At 50.8% G+C, this 15,759-nt stretch carries 17 protein-coding genes and 1 pseudogene (1 of these 18 cut by a window edge); 4 read left to right on the top strand and 14 right to left on the bottom strand.

The genetic code is table 11. The annotated features are described in order from the left end of the window. From lysS to hslO, 13 genes are all read right to left on the bottom strand, one after another. A protein-coding gene (lysS, locus tag NDK47_RS01250) for a lysine--tRNA ligase (protein WP_251873095.1) crosses the window boundary here: on the bottom strand, positions 1 to 1,295 show its 5' portion. The gene continues 226 nt to the left of window position 1, outside the view; the window shows 1,295 of its 1,521 coding nt (coding positions 1-1,295); its start codon is at positions 1,293 to 1,295; the stop codon falls past the left edge of the window. 97 nt (positions 1,296 to 1,392) lie between these two features. Continuing rightward, complete coding sequence (greA, locus tag NDK47_RS01245) at positions 1,393 to 1,869, bottom strand: transcription elongation factor GreA (protein WP_251873094.1); 477 nt, start codon at positions 1,867 to 1,869, stop codon at positions 1,393 to 1,395. Positions 1,870 to 2,085: 216 nt separating this feature from the next. Further along, positions 2,086 to 3,114: a tRNA dihydrouridine synthase DusB gene (dusB, locus tag NDK47_RS01240; protein WP_251873093.1), complete on the bottom strand. Its 1,029-nt coding sequence runs from the start codon at positions 3,112 to 3,114 to the stop codon at positions 2,086 to 2,088. 93 nt (positions 3,115 to 3,207) lie between these two features. Further along, entirely contained in the window at positions 3,208 to 3,420 is a 213-nt protein-coding gene (locus NDK47_RS01235; protein WP_251873092.1) for a helix-turn-helix domain-containing protein, read from the bottom strand. Continuing rightward, a complete protein-coding gene (folK, locus tag NDK47_RS01230) occupies positions 3,372 to 3,902 on the bottom strand; it encodes a 2-amino-4-hydroxy-6-hydroxymethyldihydropteridine diphosphokinase (RefSeq protein WP_251873091.1) in 531 nt (176 codons plus the stop codon). Before folK ends, NDK47_RS01235 begins: the two co-directional genes overlap by 49 nt. Continuing rightward, positions 3,899 to 4,270, bottom strand: a complete 372-nt coding sequence (gene folB, locus NDK47_RS01225) for a dihydroneopterin aldolase (RefSeq protein WP_251873090.1) — start codon at positions 4,268 to 4,270, stop codon at positions 3,899 to 3,901. Before folB ends, folK begins: the two co-directional genes overlap by 4 nt. Then, positions 4,263 to 5,114, bottom strand: a complete 852-nt coding sequence (gene folP, locus NDK47_RS01220; RefSeq protein ID WP_251875907.1) for a dihydropteroate synthase — start codon at positions 5,112 to 5,114, stop codon at positions 4,263 to 4,265. The genes folB and folP overlap by 8 nt, the downstream gene beginning before the upstream one ends. Positions 5,115 to 5,523: 409 nt before the next feature. Beyond that, positions 5,524 to 6,369 (bottom strand): aminodeoxychorismate lyase, encoded by an 846-nt coding sequence (pabC, locus tag NDK47_RS01215; RefSeq protein WP_251873089.1) that lies wholly within the window; start codon positions 6,367 to 6,369, stop codon positions 5,524 to 5,526. A gap of 195 nt (positions 6,370 to 6,564) precedes the next feature. Continuing rightward, positions 6,565 to 7,149, bottom strand: coding sequence for an aminodeoxychorismate/anthranilate synthase component II (pabA, locus tag NDK47_RS01210; protein ID WP_251873088.1), 585 nt, complete (start codon positions 7,147 to 7,149; stop codon positions 6,565 to 6,567). Positions 7,150 to 7,163: 14 nt separating this feature from the next. Next, entirely contained in the window at positions 7,164 to 8,663 is a 1,500-nt protein-coding gene (locus tag NDK47_RS01205; protein WP_407653421.1) for an anthranilate synthase component I family protein, read from the bottom strand. 271 nt (positions 8,664 to 8,934) lie between these two features. After that, entirely contained in the window at positions 8,935 to 9,867 is a 933-nt protein-coding gene (gene cysK / locus NDK47_RS01200; protein WP_251873086.1) for a cysteine synthase A, read from the bottom strand. 77 nt (positions 9,868 to 9,944) lie between these two features. Beyond that, on the bottom strand, positions 9,945 to 10,844 hold the full coding sequence (locus NDK47_RS01195; protein ID WP_251873085.1) for a peptidyl-prolyl cis-trans isomerase: 900 nt from the start codon (positions 10,842 to 10,844) through the stop codon (positions 9,945 to 9,947). Positions 10,845 to 10,864: 20 nt separating this feature from the next. Next, positions 10,865 to 11,737: an Hsp33 family molecular chaperone HslO gene (gene hslO / locus NDK47_RS01190; protein ID WP_251873084.1), complete on the bottom strand. Its 873-nt coding sequence runs from the start codon at positions 11,735 to 11,737 to the stop codon at positions 10,865 to 10,867. A gap of 264 nt (positions 11,738 to 12,001) precedes the next feature. Here hslO and NDK47_RS01185 point away from each other — a divergent pair, with 264 nt between their 5' ends. After that, positions 12,002 to 12,376: a BlaI/MecI/CopY family transcriptional regulator gene (locus tag NDK47_RS01185; RefSeq protein WP_251873083.1), complete on the top strand. Its 375-nt coding sequence runs from the start codon at positions 12,002 to 12,004 to the stop codon at positions 12,374 to 12,376. Positions 12,377 to 12,382: 6 nt separating this feature from the next. Further along, positions 12,383 to 13,870: a M56 family metallopeptidase gene (locus NDK47_RS01180; RefSeq protein WP_251875905.1), complete on the top strand. Its 1,488-nt coding sequence runs from the start codon at positions 12,383 to 12,385 to the stop codon at positions 13,868 to 13,870. Between the two features lie 262 nt (positions 13,871 to 14,132). Here NDK47_RS01180 and NDK47_RS01175 read toward each other — a convergent pair whose 3' ends face one another. Further along, positions 14,133 to 14,270, bottom strand: coding sequence for a hypothetical protein (locus NDK47_RS01175; protein ID WP_251873082.1), 138 nt, complete (start codon positions 14,268 to 14,270; stop codon positions 14,133 to 14,135). 39 nt (positions 14,271 to 14,309) lie between these two features. Between NDK47_RS01175 and NDK47_RS01170 the strand changes: the two are divergent. Next, positions 14,310 to 15,131: pseudogene (locus NDK47_RS01170) on the top strand (IS1595 family transposase); the annotation flags it as partial. Between the two features lie 73 nt (positions 15,132 to 15,204). After that, positions 15,205 to 15,657, top strand: a complete 453-nt coding sequence (locus tag NDK47_RS01165; protein WP_251873081.1) for a GNAT family N-acetyltransferase — start codon at positions 15,205 to 15,207, stop codon at positions 15,655 to 15,657. The last annotated feature ends 102 nt before the right edge of the window (positions 15,658 to 15,759 follow it).

Genomic DNA, 15,759 nt, shown 5'->3' with positions numbered 1-15,759 from the left:
TTTAATTCCGTAAATGCGTTGGCATGCTCGCGCGCTACAATAAACAGCTCAAAACGATCTGTAAAACGCTCATCCTGTTCGTTCTTCTTCGCCAATGGGGAAATCTCGACTGGATGACCGTATACAAACGTTGGCTGAATCAATGTTTCTTCAATTTTCTGTTCAAAGAATTCGTTTACTACATGGCCAAACGTATGGTGCGGTTCCACCTGCACGCCATGCTCTTTTGCCAGGGCACGGGCCTCTTCATCGCTCATCGGCTGCCAGAAATCTACACCGACATGCTCTTTGACCAGGTCAACCATGTGAACACGGCGCCATTTCGGGGTAAGATCGACCTCATGTCCTTGATACTGAATTTTTGTCGTCCCCAATACTTCTTTAGCGATATGGGCGATCAACTCTTCAGTCAAAGTCATGATATCTTGAAAATCGGCATAGGCCTGATACAGCTCAATCATCGTAAATTCAGGATTGTGACGGGTCGAGATCCCCTCATTTCGATAGACACGGCCAATCTCATACACCTTTTCCAAACCACCAACGATCAGTCGTTTCAGGTGCAGCTCGATCGCAATTCGCATATACAACTGCATGTCCAACGCATTGTGATGCGTAATGAACGGGCGGGCAGCAGCACCGCCGGCAATCGCATGCAAGGTCGGGGTCTCCACTTCAAGGAATCCCAGGTTGTCCAAATAACGGCGCATCGAAGTCAGAATGCGGCTTCTTGTGATGAATGTATCACGAACCTCAGGATTGACGATCAGATCGACGTAGCGTTTCCGGTAGCGCGTCTCAATATCTTTGAGGCCGTGGTATTTTTCAGGCAGCGGACGGAGTGATTTCGTCAGGTAGGACAGTTCCTTCGCCTTTACACTCAGTTCGCCCGTCTTTGTCTTAAACACGACACCGCTGACGCCGATCAGGTCGCCAATGTCACTGAGGTCAAACACTTTAAAGGTCTCTTCTCCCACCGTATCCAGCCGCACGTAAATCTGGATTTGTCCTGTGCGATCCAGCAGTTGGGCAAAGCTCGCCTTCCCCATCTCCCGTTTCGCCATCAGACGGCCGGCAATGGAGACGACATGCTCTTCTGCTTCCAGCTCTTCTTTGGTTTTGTCGCCAAAACGGCTGACGATGTCGGCCGCATGATCGGTTTGCTCAAATTTTTTGCCGAAAGGATCGACGCCCCATTCGCGAAGCTGATCCATTTTGTCATGGCGCACCTGAAGCAACTCGTGAAGACTCTCCTGTTGCTGTTCTTCCTGTTGTCGGTCTTGCTCGTTATTCATTTCCTTGTTCACTCCTTACCATGCCTATGAGACAATTTGGGTGGATAAATAGCGATACGGCGTACCCTTTTCCTAAGGTACGCCTTGTTTTGAACAATTACAAGTTAATATCGAGAATCTCGTATTGGATCACGCCTGCCGGCACTTGAACATCAACAATGGAGCCTCTCGCTTTTCCCAAGAGTGCCTGGCCTACCGGGGATTCATTGGAAATCTTGTTGTTCATCGGATCAGACTCGGCAGAACCGACGATGGTGTACATCACGATGTCCCCGTACTCCAGGTCCTTCAGTTTGACAGTAGAGCCGACACTGACAACACCGGTGTCTACATCTTCGTTCGTAATAATGCGTGCGTTGCGAAGCATTTTCTCCAGCGTCAGAATGCGGCCTTCAATGAACGCCTGCTCATTTTTTGCTTCTTCGTACTCAGAGTTTTCGCTGATATCTCCATAGCTGATTGCTTCTTTAATCCGTGCAGCCACTTCTTTTCGTTTAACCGTTTTCAAATCTTCCAGTTCTTGTTCCAGTTTCGCTAAACCTTCAGGTGTAAGAATCACTTCTTTTTCCGACATGGTTCAATTCCCCCGTTTAAATAATTCCATCGCACTGGGTAAAGTACAAAGGATTATATGTAGTTGTTCTATACAATATACAGGCAGAAGGTGAATACCAAGCTGTCAACGCCATTGTCATAGGGAAAGCTGCCAGTATGAACTGGCAGCTTACGTCCCGATAATACGACGTATTATAGGATATGAAGGAATCCTTGTCAATGTCTGGGATACCCCTTAATAACTGACTGCTTCTTCCTGGGTGACAGCTTCTTCTCCATCCACTTCGTCTGCGTGGTTTTCCACCCAATCGACATAATCGAGCAGGACACGACGCAGTTCGTCTTCTGTCTCCACGGCATTGATCAAATTTTTCGTATGGGTTGCACCTTTTAACCCCTTCAGGTACCAGGCTGCGTGTTTACGCATCTCCAGCACACCTACGCGCGGCCCTTTCAGGGCGATCAAACGCTCCGCATGAAGCAGGCAAATTTCCATCTTTTCGCGCGGGGTTGGTTCCGGGAGCAATTCTCCCTTCGTCAGGTATTGGATGGTCCGGTAAAGCATCCATGGGTTGCCGAGTGCGGCACGGCCAATCATCACCCCGTCGCAGCCGGTTGTATCCAGCATGCGGCGAGCGTCTTCCGGTGTAGCCACGTCCCCGTTGCCGATCACCGGGATGGAGACAGCCTCCTTCACACGGCGAATCCAATCCCAATCCGCCTTCCCTTTGTACATCTGGACGCGCGTGCGACCGTGGACCGAGACGGCTTTTCCGCCTGCACGCTCTACGGCCTGGGCATTTTCGATGGCATACAGATGGTCTTCATCCCAGCCTAGACGCATTTTGACGGTAACCGGTTTTTCTACCGCGTCTACAACCGCCGAAACGACCTCATAGATTTTCTCCGGGTCCAACAGCAGCCGCGCACCAGCATCGCAGCTTACGATTTTGGGAACAGGACACCCCATATTAATATCAATAATGTCTGCATTTGTATACTGATCCACGTGTTTTGCCGCTGCTACCAGCGTCTCGCGGTCACCGCCAAAAATCTGCAAACTTAGCGGTTTTTCGCGTTCATCTACATACAGCATATCCAGCGTCTTCTTGTTTCCGTGTACGATCGCTTTATCGCTAACCATCTCGGCACAGACCAGGCCTGTACCAAATTCTTTGGCGATCAAACGAAATGCAGGGTTACACACCCCTGCCATCGGAGCAAGAACGACGTTGTTTTTCAACTCGATGTCAGCAATTTTCATGTAATCATTCAACCTCCTTTTCCCGCGATTCCAGAGGGACAAAGCCCGCCACGACAAAGCAGGTGGATGGAGAGGCGCAGCCCCAATGAAAAGTTATTTAATAGTTATAGCACATAATTCCTCATAATCAACCTGTAAAGTGCTGGCGATCTTTCTCAATACTGGCTCGGTCGGCGTTCGTGTCCCTCTTTCCAGAGATCCGACAAAGGAGAGCGAGACGCCCATTTTTTCTGCAAGTGACTGCTGTGTCAGCCCCTTCAGCTTTCGGAATGATCGAATCCGGTTTCCCAGCCGATTGTTCCCCATTTTTGTACCCCCTTGTTCTCTTGCGGCAGCAACCTGAGGTATTCGTCGACAGGCCGGTTCAACACGGGCAATGCCCCTCCCTCCCAGACATCGCGCAAAGGGACTAGAACGAAAGCGCGCTCGGTCATGGACGGATGGGGGATGGTCAAATGTTCGAGCTGGAGCATCTTGTCCCCGTACAACAGAAGATCGATGTCAATGGTTCGCGGCCCCCAGCGAACGGTACGAACACGGCCCAGCTCCTGTTCCACTGCCAATGCGGTTTCCAGCAGCTTTTCCGGAGCCAGGTCTGATTCTACAGCGATCACCATGTTCAGAAACGCCTCTTGATCGACAAAACCGACCGGTTCCGTTTCGTATACAGGTGAAATGCGGATGACCCGAATCCCGTCTCGTCTGTTCAGCTTATGGATGGCTTGTCGCAATTGTTCAGCCCGATCGCCCATATTGGAGCCGAGGGCCAAATAGGCACACACGGTCATGGGGCAAGATCCTCTTTTCTGCGTGTCATCTCGATCGCCACAGAATCATAATGACCGTTAATCGGAGGGTTCGGCTTGGTTACCTTGACCTTTACTTCGGAGAACGGAAATGCCTGCAGCACTCGACTTGCAATCTGCGAAGTTAATGCCTCTACCAGGTTGTAACGCTCTTTTTCGACAATTTGCTGCACACAATGAAAAATATCGGCGTAATTCACCGTATCATTTAGATCGTCACTGGCTCCGGCTTTGGACAGATCCATGGAGAGCTCAAGATCGACATAAAATCGCTGACCCAGCTTCGCCTCTGCTTCAAACACCCCGTGGTAACCGTAAAAAGACATCTTGTTCACATAAATTTTATCCAATCAGGGTGCCCCCTTTTAGCATCGCATCCATCATTGCTGTCACGCGCTTCATTTCCTTGACATCGTGGACGCGCACGATTTGACAACCTTTCGCTACGCCCAAGGCTACGGTGGCAGCGGTTCCTTCCAGGCGCTCCTCGACGGGCAAGTCCAGAACGCGGCCAATCATCGACTTGCGCGAGGTTCCCAGCAGTACAGGGTACCCGAGTGCCACCAGATCATCCAGCCGGCGCATGGCCTCCAGATTTTGCTCCAATGTTTTTGCAAAGCCGATGCCGGGATCGAGAATAATCATCTCGTCGCGGACGCCCGCCTTTTTGGCAATCTGAACAGACTCCCGCAAATCCCGTACCATGTCGCTGAAGAAATGCGTGTACGCCATATCTTCCCGGTTGTGCATGAGAATGATCGGAACCTGGTGGTGAGTTGCTACTTCTGCCATTCTCCGATCTTTTTTGGCTCCCCAGACATCGTTGATGATGTGGGCACCGGCGCGAATCGCCTGGTCAGCCACTTCCGACTTATAGGTGTCAATCGACAGCGGAACTGAAAGCTCCTCCGCCAAAGCACGGATCACCGGGAGTACCCTGTCCAATTCTTCGGCCAGCTCAACTTCTGCCGACCCCGGCCTGGTGGATTCTCCACCAATATCAATGATATCGGCTCCCGCTTCCACCAATGCTCGCGCTTGTGCAACGGCGTGCTCAACCTCTGTATAGCGACCTCCGTCCGAAAAGGAGTCGGGCGTTACATTGAGGATTCCCATGACCAGTGTACGCTGGCCGAGAGGAAGCAGTCTGTTTCCGCAGAGAAGGTTTTTTCTTTGCTGCTGCTGACGGTACATCGTCAACCATTCTCTGACCTCTGCCGCAACGCTGCGAATTCCTTCCGTCTGGTCAGGCAAACGGGCAAGCAGTGCCTGCCACTGTCCATACGAGCCCTTCACATACAGATCGGACAGATTCGGGTCAGCCGGATTGCCGTGTACGACTGCATCGCCGCCGCAGAGCTTCACCTCTTTTTTCAGCAGCGCGGCCTCCTCTGGAGCCAGTCTTTCCACATGTATCTGCAAAAGCTCCCCCGCGTCTGCGAATCGATCCGCTTCTACAGGATCAACACGGAGTCGGGACAGCTCCTCTTTGACGTCCAAACGATTATGTGCGTGAATCACGAATGGATTGTGCATCATCTGCCAAGCTTCCTTTCGCGTGGTGGTCTGACTTGTTGCCATGTTGTTTGAAGCATACCATAATTTACCCGCCACTTGCTACAGACTCACGGTAGGCAAAGCGCAAGGCCCGGGTAAAGCGACCATCTGTTTCGAGCAGATCCATTTCGTCTACCCCGGCGACCGGGACGATTTCTTGAATCGAATTGGTCACAAACACTTCATCGGCCAGTTTCAACGCGTCTGCGGGGAAAAAGCCCTCTTGTACCGGAATCCCCAAGTGAGCTGCCAGCTTCAGTACGTGGCGCCGTGTGATCCCATCCAAAATGCCTGTCTGCGTCGACGGTGTACACAACTGACCATCGCGTATCCAGAACAGATTGCTGACAATGCCTTCTGCCAAATGGCCATCATGGGTCAAAAATACTCCCTCTACATCCGCCTGCTTGCCGATCTCCAGACGTCCCAGCGCATTATTGAGGTAATTATGCGACTTGAAGCGAACAGGTCCCTCCGCTGTCTGACGCGGAAAGGAGAGCATTTGCAGCCTTTTGGGACGAGGCGGCTCGATGATCGGCGGAACGGTTTTCGCGAAGATAAACAGAGAAGGCTGCTCATATCCCGCTGACACCAGACCGATACCCTCTGCTCCCGCCGTGATACTGAGGCGGACATAGGCATCAGTCAGCCCATTTGCTTCAACCGTTTGCAGGATGGCCGCCGCCAGCTCTTCCCCGCTCCATTTCTGACGAATGCGCAACGCCAAAAGCCCGGCAGATAACCGGGCAAAATGTTCCTTCCACAAAAACAAGCGGCCCTCATAGACCCGGACGGTTTCAAACAGGCCAATCCCGTACAAAAACCCGTGATCCAAAACTGAGACTGTCGCCTGCTCTGCGGGCAGTATGGTTCCATCGCAATACACGTACATGACATTCTCTCCCGCTACCATTCTTCGAGAGCATCATACCATATTTTTCAGCCTGTCTGCGCATCCTCTTCCTACCGTTTTCGATTGATGTTGTGAAATGATAGAAAAGACCGCCCTTTCATGAGGGCGGCCCGCAACTCACTTCCATCACCATTGAAAAACCAGAGTCCGGAGCGAGTTTCATTTTTTCAATATTTATCCGACAGATTCCTTGGCATACGCATGCAGGAAGTTTTGCAGCAACTGCTTGCCGTGCTGGGTAATAATCGATTCGGGATGAAATTGGACGCCTTCTATCGGAAATTGTCGATGGCGGACAGCCATAATCTCCCCTTCGGCCGTTCGCGCTGTCACCTCAAGCTCAGGAGGCAGGGAGATCTCTTCCACGATCAGCGAGTGATACCGGGCAGCCGTGAACGGCGACGGAATACCGCTGAAAATCGTCTTGCCGTCATGGAATACCTCAGAGGTTTTGCCATGCATCAGACGCTCCGCGCGAATCACTTTTCCGCCAAAAACCTGGCCAATGGATTGATGACCCAGGCAGACACCCAAAATCGGGATTTTTCCGGCAAAATGACGAATGGCCTCCATGCTGATACCCGCTTCGTTTGGTGTGCATGGTCCCGGCGACACCATCAGATAATCAGGAGCGAGCCTTTCGATCTCTTCCAGCGTAATCTTGTCATTTCGATAGACCTGCAGTTCCTGTCCAAGCTCACCTACGTATTGCACCAGGTTGTAGGTAAAGGAATCATAGTTATCAATCGTCAAAATCATCTTCTCTTCTCCTCTCAACTCTTCTTTCTGTTCTCACTCAGCTCAAAGGCTTTCCACAACGCTTCTGCTTTTTTCAGAGACTCGAGATACTCTGCCTGCGGGATAGAATCGATCACGATCCCCGCACCTGCCTGCACATGTGCCCATCCGTCTTTGACGACCATCGTCCGGATCGCAATATTGACCTCCACATCGCCGTGAAAGCCAAACCACCCGATAGAACCGGTGTAGACGCCTCGTTTGACAGGCTCCAGCTCCTCGATGATTTCCATCGTCCTCACTTTTGGCGCCCCGGTGATCGTACCCCCGGGAAAAGCGGCAGCAACGGCATCGAAGGCATCCTTGTCCTCCGCCAGCATCCCCTCCACATGGGAGACGATATGCATCACATGGGAGTATTTTTCCACCACCATCAATTCGCTGACGCGAACACTCCCATAGCGGCAAACCCGGCCCAGATCGTTTCGCTCCAGGTCGACCAGCATGACATGCTCTGCCCGTTCCTTTTCGTTCTCCACCAATTCGCGAACGAGCGCGTCATCCTCCGCTTCACTTTTTCCACGGGGTCTGGTCCCGGCAATCGGACGCGTACTCACTTTTCCTTCCTTCACTTTAACCAGCAGCTCGGGTGAAGCACTGACGAGCTGGAAGTCGGGAAAATGGAGATACCCCATATAGGGCGACGGATTCAGCTTGCGCAGGATACCGTATACCTCGGGTGCAGCGGAGTGCATCGGTTTGCTCTGCCGGACGGAGAGGTTTACCTGAAAAACATCCCCCTGCGAGATGTAGGACTGTACACGACGCACCGCTTCTTCGAACTGTTCCTGGCCAAAGGATACCTGCGCCGGTTCCACGAACTCAACCGGGTGCTTCCGAAGGGCATCCCAGTCGGTATCATCGGCCGCCACAGCGAGCAGTTGACCCAATTCCTCCGCCTGCCGTGTCAAACGGTCGGCAGCATCCCGGTACGAATCTTCTGTCAATGAGCGGGATGGCAGATGCGTCACGCAGACACATGCTCTTGTCTCGTGATCAAAAACGAGAAGGTCTTGCATTATCATAACATATAGATCGGGCAGCCGTAAGTCGTCTTCCGCAATCTGCGGCAGAGTCGGCTCAAAAAAACGGTTCATCTCGTAGCTGAGATAGCCAATCGCCCCTCCATAGAAATCTGGGAAATCGGGAAGGACCGGCGTTTGATACTGCGCCAGAAAGCGGCGGAGCGCATCCAGTGGATGGTCACCCTTCAGCTCCGTCTCCTCCTGGTCATGCGGATAGGAAACTTTGGTGCAGCCATCTTGGCTGGTAATCACCGCGATCGGCTGATAAGCAAGATAGGTGTACCTTCCCGCTCGTCCACTTTCCAAAAGCACGGCTCCCTCCAGTGAGGGCTGCAAGGATTGGAGCAGCTCCCATGGATCGAGGCGTTCCGGCCACGGCACCCGTATGGATAAAGGGATGTAAGGATAATCGGCAGCATACCTGGTGGTATCGAGATAGGATGGCAATATCAAAAGGACTCACTCTCCGCTATTCATGTCAGATATAGGTGCAGCATTAGCATATCATATCGAGCCTATTCGTCCTATGAAATTAGAAAACTTGGCTGGCTACGGCTTTTGTCATAGATTTTTGGTCAACCCGCCTTTTGTACAGTACCGCTTTTGGTAGAGGAAAGCTTTTGGTCACTCGCCACCCGCTCTGCGTGAGCGACTTGACCCTTCCGAAGCAAAAACAAAAAGAACGCCGGCCAAGGCCGACGTCCAGCAGTTGTATGACGCCCTATTCTTCGAATTGGTAAAGTGGCGTAGAGAGGTAGCGTTCTCCGTTGCTCGGGATGACCACGACTACCTTTTTCCCTTTCCCCAGCTTCTTGGCTACTTGCAAAGCGGCAAAGATGGCTGCGCCGGAAGAAATGCCGCCGAGAATTCCCTCATTTTTGGCTACACTTCGAGCCGTCTCGAAAGCATCCTCATTTTCTACCTGGATAATTTCGTCGTAGATGTTCGTATCCAGAATCTCTGGAACAAAACCGGCTCCAATGCCCTGGATTTTGTGCGGGCCTGGCTTGCCGCCCGACAGAACAGGCGAAGCAGCCGGTTCAACCGCGATGATTTGGACCCCTGGAAAATGCTCGCGGAGCACCTGACCGACACCGGTAATGGTTCCACCTGTACCCACGCCGGAGATGAACGCATCAATACCGCCGATCTCCTTGCCTTGTTCAAACAGCTCCTGGCCTGTTGTTTCGAGATGGACCTTCGGGTTGGCCGGGTTTTTAAACTGCTGCGGGATAAAGTAGGACGGATTTTCCTGAGCCAGTTCCTCTGCCTTGCGAATCGCGCCCCCCATACCTTCCGCGCCCGGGGTGAGCACCAGCTCCGCTCCATACGCACGAAGCAGATTTCGCCGCTCCAAGCTCATCGTCTCCGGCATCACCAAAATCGCCCGATAGCCCTTGGCAGCCGCCACCATCGCAAGACCGATACCCGTATTTCCGCTCGTAGGTTCAATGATGGTATCGCCCGGCTTCAGTTTGCCTTCTGCTTCGGCAGCCTCGATCATCGCCAGTGCAATCCGGTCCTTCACGCTGCTACCCGGATTGAAAAACTCCAGTTTGAGGTAAATGTCGGCTATGTCCTCACTGACAACACGGTTCAGCTTTACCAGAGGTGTATAACCGATCAAATCTGTAATCGATTTGGCAACTCGCATGTTTCCGTTCCCCCTCATAATAACCGAGTAAAATGGTAGGTTTTATTGGTTAATTATATCAATGAAAGCCCAACTGGTCAATTAGACATTTGCCCAATTTCTACCCCAACTGAGTCCTTCAGCCTATCCAAAACCGCGTCCAGGGATTCAACCTGGGCAAGCGCCATCTCCCGGCGAATCCCTTCCTTTGCCTGCTCAAAGGAAACCTGTTCTGCTTCTTTGCGTGCAGAAACCCGGTAGATGACGTACTTCCCTTTCACTTCGACAGGGTCGCTATTTGTATGCAAGCGCAGGGATGAAATCACGTCTTTTTCCGCGCTCGACAAGCTGTCGTCGGTGAGCGCTACCCAGCCGGCGTCGCCTCCGCTGGAAGTGGTCAATGCGTCAATCGACCGCTCTTTGGCCAGCGTGTTGAAATTGGCTCCGTTCTTCAATTCCTTGACCACCTGCTGGGCTTCTGTTTGCGAGGCGACGACAATCTTCCACAAATGCACTTTCAACGGATGATTGTAGCGATCCGCGTATTTTTGGTAGTACGCAAGCAATTCTTCTTCAGGGATGACAATATCGCGGGTAGCCAGCTCCTGCAGGAGCATTTGATAGGTGATTTCCCTCTCCAGCGCTTCCGGAGTCGTGCCGCCCTGTTTTACGAGGGCCTCGCGGAATTCATCGTCTGTCTGGCTGCCGTAGCTTTCCCGGATTTGATCCATTTCCGCGCTGATCCGGGCGGGATCGATGGTGATACCGAGCCGCTTGGCTTCCTGAAAGACGGCTTCCCGGTTGATCATATCTGCGAGCACCTGCTGTCCGTGTTTTTCTTTTAACGTCTGTACCCAGTCGGCCTCACTGATCGTCCGATCGCCCACAACCGCAGTGGCATGCAGCTTGTCCGCCGACTGATACCATGACCACGTGACTGCCAGAAGCAGCAACACCAATGCACCGATCACTGTCCACAGCGTTTTCGTATTGGACACGTCATCCCTCTCCCCCTCGCTTACAGCTCGCCGCGGATTTCCTCCAGCTCCGGCTTTTCAAACATATAGCGTTCATTGCAGAAGTGGCAATGCACCTCCGCCTCCCCTTGCTCCTCAATCAGGCTGTCCATTTCATCCGGCCCCATGCTGATCAGTGCTTTTCTCACTTTTTCATGGGAACAGGAGCAGGTAAAGCGGATATCGGTCCGGCTCAGGATCTTGGGTTCGTCCAAGACTTTGGCCAAAATCTCTTCGGGAGACAATCCCTCCCCAATCATCCGGGACACTTGCGGCAGTCCCGCGAGGCGCTCTTCCATCTGTTTGATCACCTCGTCGGGTGTAGAGGGCAAAAGCTGCAGCACGAAGCCGCCCGCTGCAACGACCGAACGATCCTCCGGGTTTACCAGCACTCCGACGCCAACTGCCGAAGGGGTCTGTTCGGACGTCACAAAATAATAAGTGAAATCCTCACCAATTTCACCCGATACGATTGGCGAGCTGCCTTCGTAGGGCTCCTTCAGACCCAGGTCCTTCACGACATGAAGCAAGCCCTCCGTACCTACCGCGCGCGCTACATCCAGCTTGCCCTTCTCGTTCAGTTCAAAATGGACATGCGGGTTGCTCACGTAAGCAATTCCCTCTCCGTGAGCATTGGCCTCTGCGACGATCTGCCCGATAGGCCCGCCCCCTTTTACTTTGACAGACAGGCGCTCTTCACCTTTCAACATCGCTCCCATCATCAGTGTCACCGTCAGCGTACGGCCTGCTGCTGCTGTCGCCGTATTCCACATATCGTGACGGCGGCGCATTTCCTCCACTATATCAGTTGTCCGAGCGGCAAACGCGCGAACATGGCCGTTATATCCGGTGGCTCTTATCAAATAATCGCTCATGAGGCGATCCTCCTTCTCATCGTTGAACTCAAAAAGTGTGTATCAACCATTTTACCACAAGTATTGCCCCTTCCCTCAACCTGGCAGCCAGCGGAAGTGCTTCTTTATGTATTTTGGACATATGAACAAAGAGGTGTTATCTTCCAGTGAACGAAGTGGGCAAGTGGAACGAAATGGAACAAAGTGTTGACAAGCCGAGATTACACATGTAATCTATTGATAGAATTTCGGATTACAAATGTAATCAAAGGGAGGTGTGATGCTTTGGATGAACAACCGCGTATTTCCGATGCCGAGTGGGAAATCATGAAGGTCCTTTGGGCAGAATCCCCTGCGACCGCGTCGGACATCATCATGGCTCTGCGAGACAACAAATCGTGGAAAGACAAGACGATCAAAACCCTGATCAGCCGTTTGGTTCAAAAAGGGATTATTCAGTATACACAGGTCAACCGCCTGTATTACTATTCCCCGGTGCTGAGTGAGGAAGATTGCAAGCGTGCCGAGCGCGAATCTTTTTTGCAACGCGTGTACGGAGGCGCATTAAAGCCAATGCTCGTGCATTTTCTGCAGGACGAAAAGCTCTCCTCAAAAGAGATTGACGAGCTCAGGAAAATCCTTTCCGAAAAGGAGAACTAATTTGTGATGGAGTCACTAAGGTTGCTGCTGGAACACTCCTTTGTCTGGGTGCTGACCAATTCCCTGCAGGCAAGTATACTGGTTGGGCTTATCCTGCTTTGCAAGCTGGCAGGCAGAGGACGGCTCACCGTAAAATGGCACGATGCGATCTGGTTTCTGCTGATCCTGAAGCTGGCGATTCCCTGGTCTCCCGGCAGCCCGATGAGTTTGTTCAACTGGCTTCCTGCGTGGAGCGGGGCAGCTATGCCATTCGACACGACGGTTGCTGCACCGCCAATCTACATAGAAAGAGCGGGACTTCCCCTTTCAGGTGATCTGACCCTACAGCAGAGCAGTACCAGTCTGCTTGGAACCGACTCTCTCCTGCTGAGCCTGCTTGCTGTCATTTGGTTCTGCGGAGCGCTCATCCTGCTCATCACCGTCTTTTGTCAGGCACGCCGCTTTTCATCCCGGCTGAAACAAGAACCGCTTGTAGAGGAGCAATGGGTGTTAGATATCCTCGCAGCATGCAAGCACCAGATGAACATCACGAAGCCGATTCGCGTGATCAAGAGCAGAAGCGTGACTAGCCCGATGTTGACCGGATTGTGGCAGCCTCAGATCGTCCTGCCGGAAAAGTCGCTGGAGATTTTGGATAAACAAGAGCTGCAGCATGTGATCCTGCATGAATTGTCCCACTGGAAAAGACGGGATATTGCAGTGAACAGCCTGATGAGCTTCCTGCTCATCTGGAACTGGTTTAACCCGCTGCTGTGGTACGCCGCTTCCCGGATGCGACGGGATCAAGAGATTGCCTGTGATGCCCTGGCTCTTACTTATATGAAGGAAAGCGAAGTAAAGAGCTATGGGTACACCATGATCAAACTGCTCGAAATGTATGCAAAGCAAAGGAACACTGCCTTCACAGCCGGGTTTTCCAGCTCAAAAAACGAATTAAAAAGGAGAATGTACATGATCCGATCTTTTCGCAAAAATGCGTATTCCTGGACGACTTCCGGGGTCATCATCGCAATTGTTTTGGGAGTCGTCACGCTAACCAGCGGGCAAAAGGCAGCCGGTGAACCGCTGCATCTGATAAATCCCGTTGAAGGTAGCACCGCTGCTACCAGTGAGCCATTCCTTTTGATCCCACCCGTGGAGGGCAAGATCACTTCTACCTTCCGGGATGCCAGAAATCAAGACGGCATTGTCATTGTCAACAACGCGAGCACCCCTGTTCAGGCTGCTGCTGCCGGCACGGTGATCCAGGCCGAGTATTCGGGCAAAGCAGGAAATCAGATCATCATACAGCATGAAGCGGGCTATCAGACGGTGTATTCCCATTTGGAAAAACTAGAGGTTACTTCAGGAACCGCGGTTGCTCAAGGACAGCTCATCGGCCTTTTGGGCAGCACGGGTCGAAGCACAGGCCCTCATCTCTACTTTGAGCTCCACCGTGACGGACAACCCGTAGATCCCCTGCCTTTTATGTCAGAGGCCACAGCTAAGGAATAGCACTAGCTAATGCTGCTGGCGGAACAGGATCGCTTAGAGGGTCCTTGTTGCTTGCGAAAAAGAATCTCATGCCCGCCTATGTTCTAGCGAAGTGAAATAACTCCAATCACCCTCGCTGTTTGGTAAGGAGAAATAACACATAGCTCAGGGCTTGGTTACTGTCCTTTGTTGGTAGTCTAGCCTTGCTGCTTCTAATTAGAAAAACTTGGCTTATCGCCGAGTCAAATAGCGAAAGCCTTAGTTTTTCTTATACTTTCACCATTTAATGCGTTAGCGAAGTCAGCATACCTGTCAGATTCGCATTCTCAGGAAAGAGAGTATCTTTAATGGCTTCAAACAAGCGATGTTGGTCTTTTTGTGGAAGGTCATAAAAGACCTCGTAAGCGTGTCTCCAATCCATCTACTGCGTCCTCCTTGACACTTTTCGTATCCATTATGGAGCAAAAGTGTTAAGCGAAACGGTAAATAAAAGCTCGTCAGCGTTATCTCTGCAAGGACTGTGGGAAGTCATTTAATGACACAACTGCCAGTCCTCTTTCTGGTACTCACTATCCTCAAAAATGGTTGAAATACTTTGAGATGATGGTAGAAGGCTATACCTTGCCCAAAATTGCAGAAGCCCTTGATATTCATATCTCAACTGCTTTCTACTGGAGACACAAGATATTAAATGCTCTTCGCTCCCTTGGAAATGGGCAACTAAAAGGAATCATTGAAAGCGATGAAACTTTCTTCCTTGAATCGGATAAAGGTAAGAATGGTATCGTTCACCGAAACCCAAGAAAACGTGGCGGTGTCGCTAAAAAACGTGGTATCTCCAAAGAGCAAATTTGTGTCGTTGTTGCCCAAGATAGAAATGGTCAAATCGTCTCTCAATTCGCAGGGAAAGGTAGAATCTCTACAAAGGAGATTGACCAAGTTTTAGGCGAGTATATTCACCCGTCTGCTGTGCTATGTTCAGATTCCGCAACCAACTACAAGACGTTTGCTAAAATAAAGGGCATTGAACACGAAACCATCAATGTCCATAAGGGAGTTTATACCAAGAAGGGTGTATATCACATCCAACACGTTAACTCTTATCACAAGCATCTGAAACAATGGATCGATTTCAAGGTGTTGCTACTACGTACATTGATAACAACCTCTTCTGGTTCCGTTTCTTGGAGATGTCAAAAAGTTGAATAATACGGATAAAAAGAAGGTCATATTGTTAGAGGCTTTGAAGAAAGCTAATTTTACAATAGTGAAGACATTTTGAATTGAATAGCAAAACATGCATGTTAGGTTTATAATGGAAATTATTACAAAAATAGCTTCAAAGGGTGAGGTATATGGCGGAACTTACTGTAGTTAGACAGATTCAATATGATGAATTAAATCAACTGTTGTCACTATACAAGCACCTAAATCAAGAAGACCCCGAACTGATACATGATAACATTCTAAAAGCACACTGGGATGAAATCTACAATGACCCCAATATGCATTACATTGTAGTCGAGGTAAACGGCAAGATTGTTTCGTCTTGTGTATTAGTCATAATCAAGAATTTAACAAGAAATGCGCGTTCCTACGGATTGATTGAGAATGTTGTAACGCATTCGGATTACAGAAGAAATGGCTACGGAAAACTCGCTTTGTCCAAGGCGTTAGAAATAGCTTGGAACACGAATTGTTATAAGGTTATGCTTCTAACAGGGTCAAAGAAAGAAGAAACACTAAGATTTTATGAAGAAGCAGGCTTTCGAAAAGGTCTTAAAACAGGATTTATTGCAGTTCCATAAAAGGGACTGTTTAAAAAGCAACAATCTTTACGAAAAGAGCCAATCGAGTAGGAGGGGGTGACTGACCCCCGACCTCTCACACCACCGTACGTACCGTTCGGT

The organism is Brevibacillus ruminantium (assembly GCF_023746555.1).
Classification (GTDB): Bacteria; Bacillota; Bacilli; order Brevibacillales; family Brevibacillaceae; genus Brevibacillus; species Brevibacillus ruminantium.
Note: the sequence above shows the minus strand (reverse complement) of the source record. Positions and strands in the feature narration are given on the sequence as shown.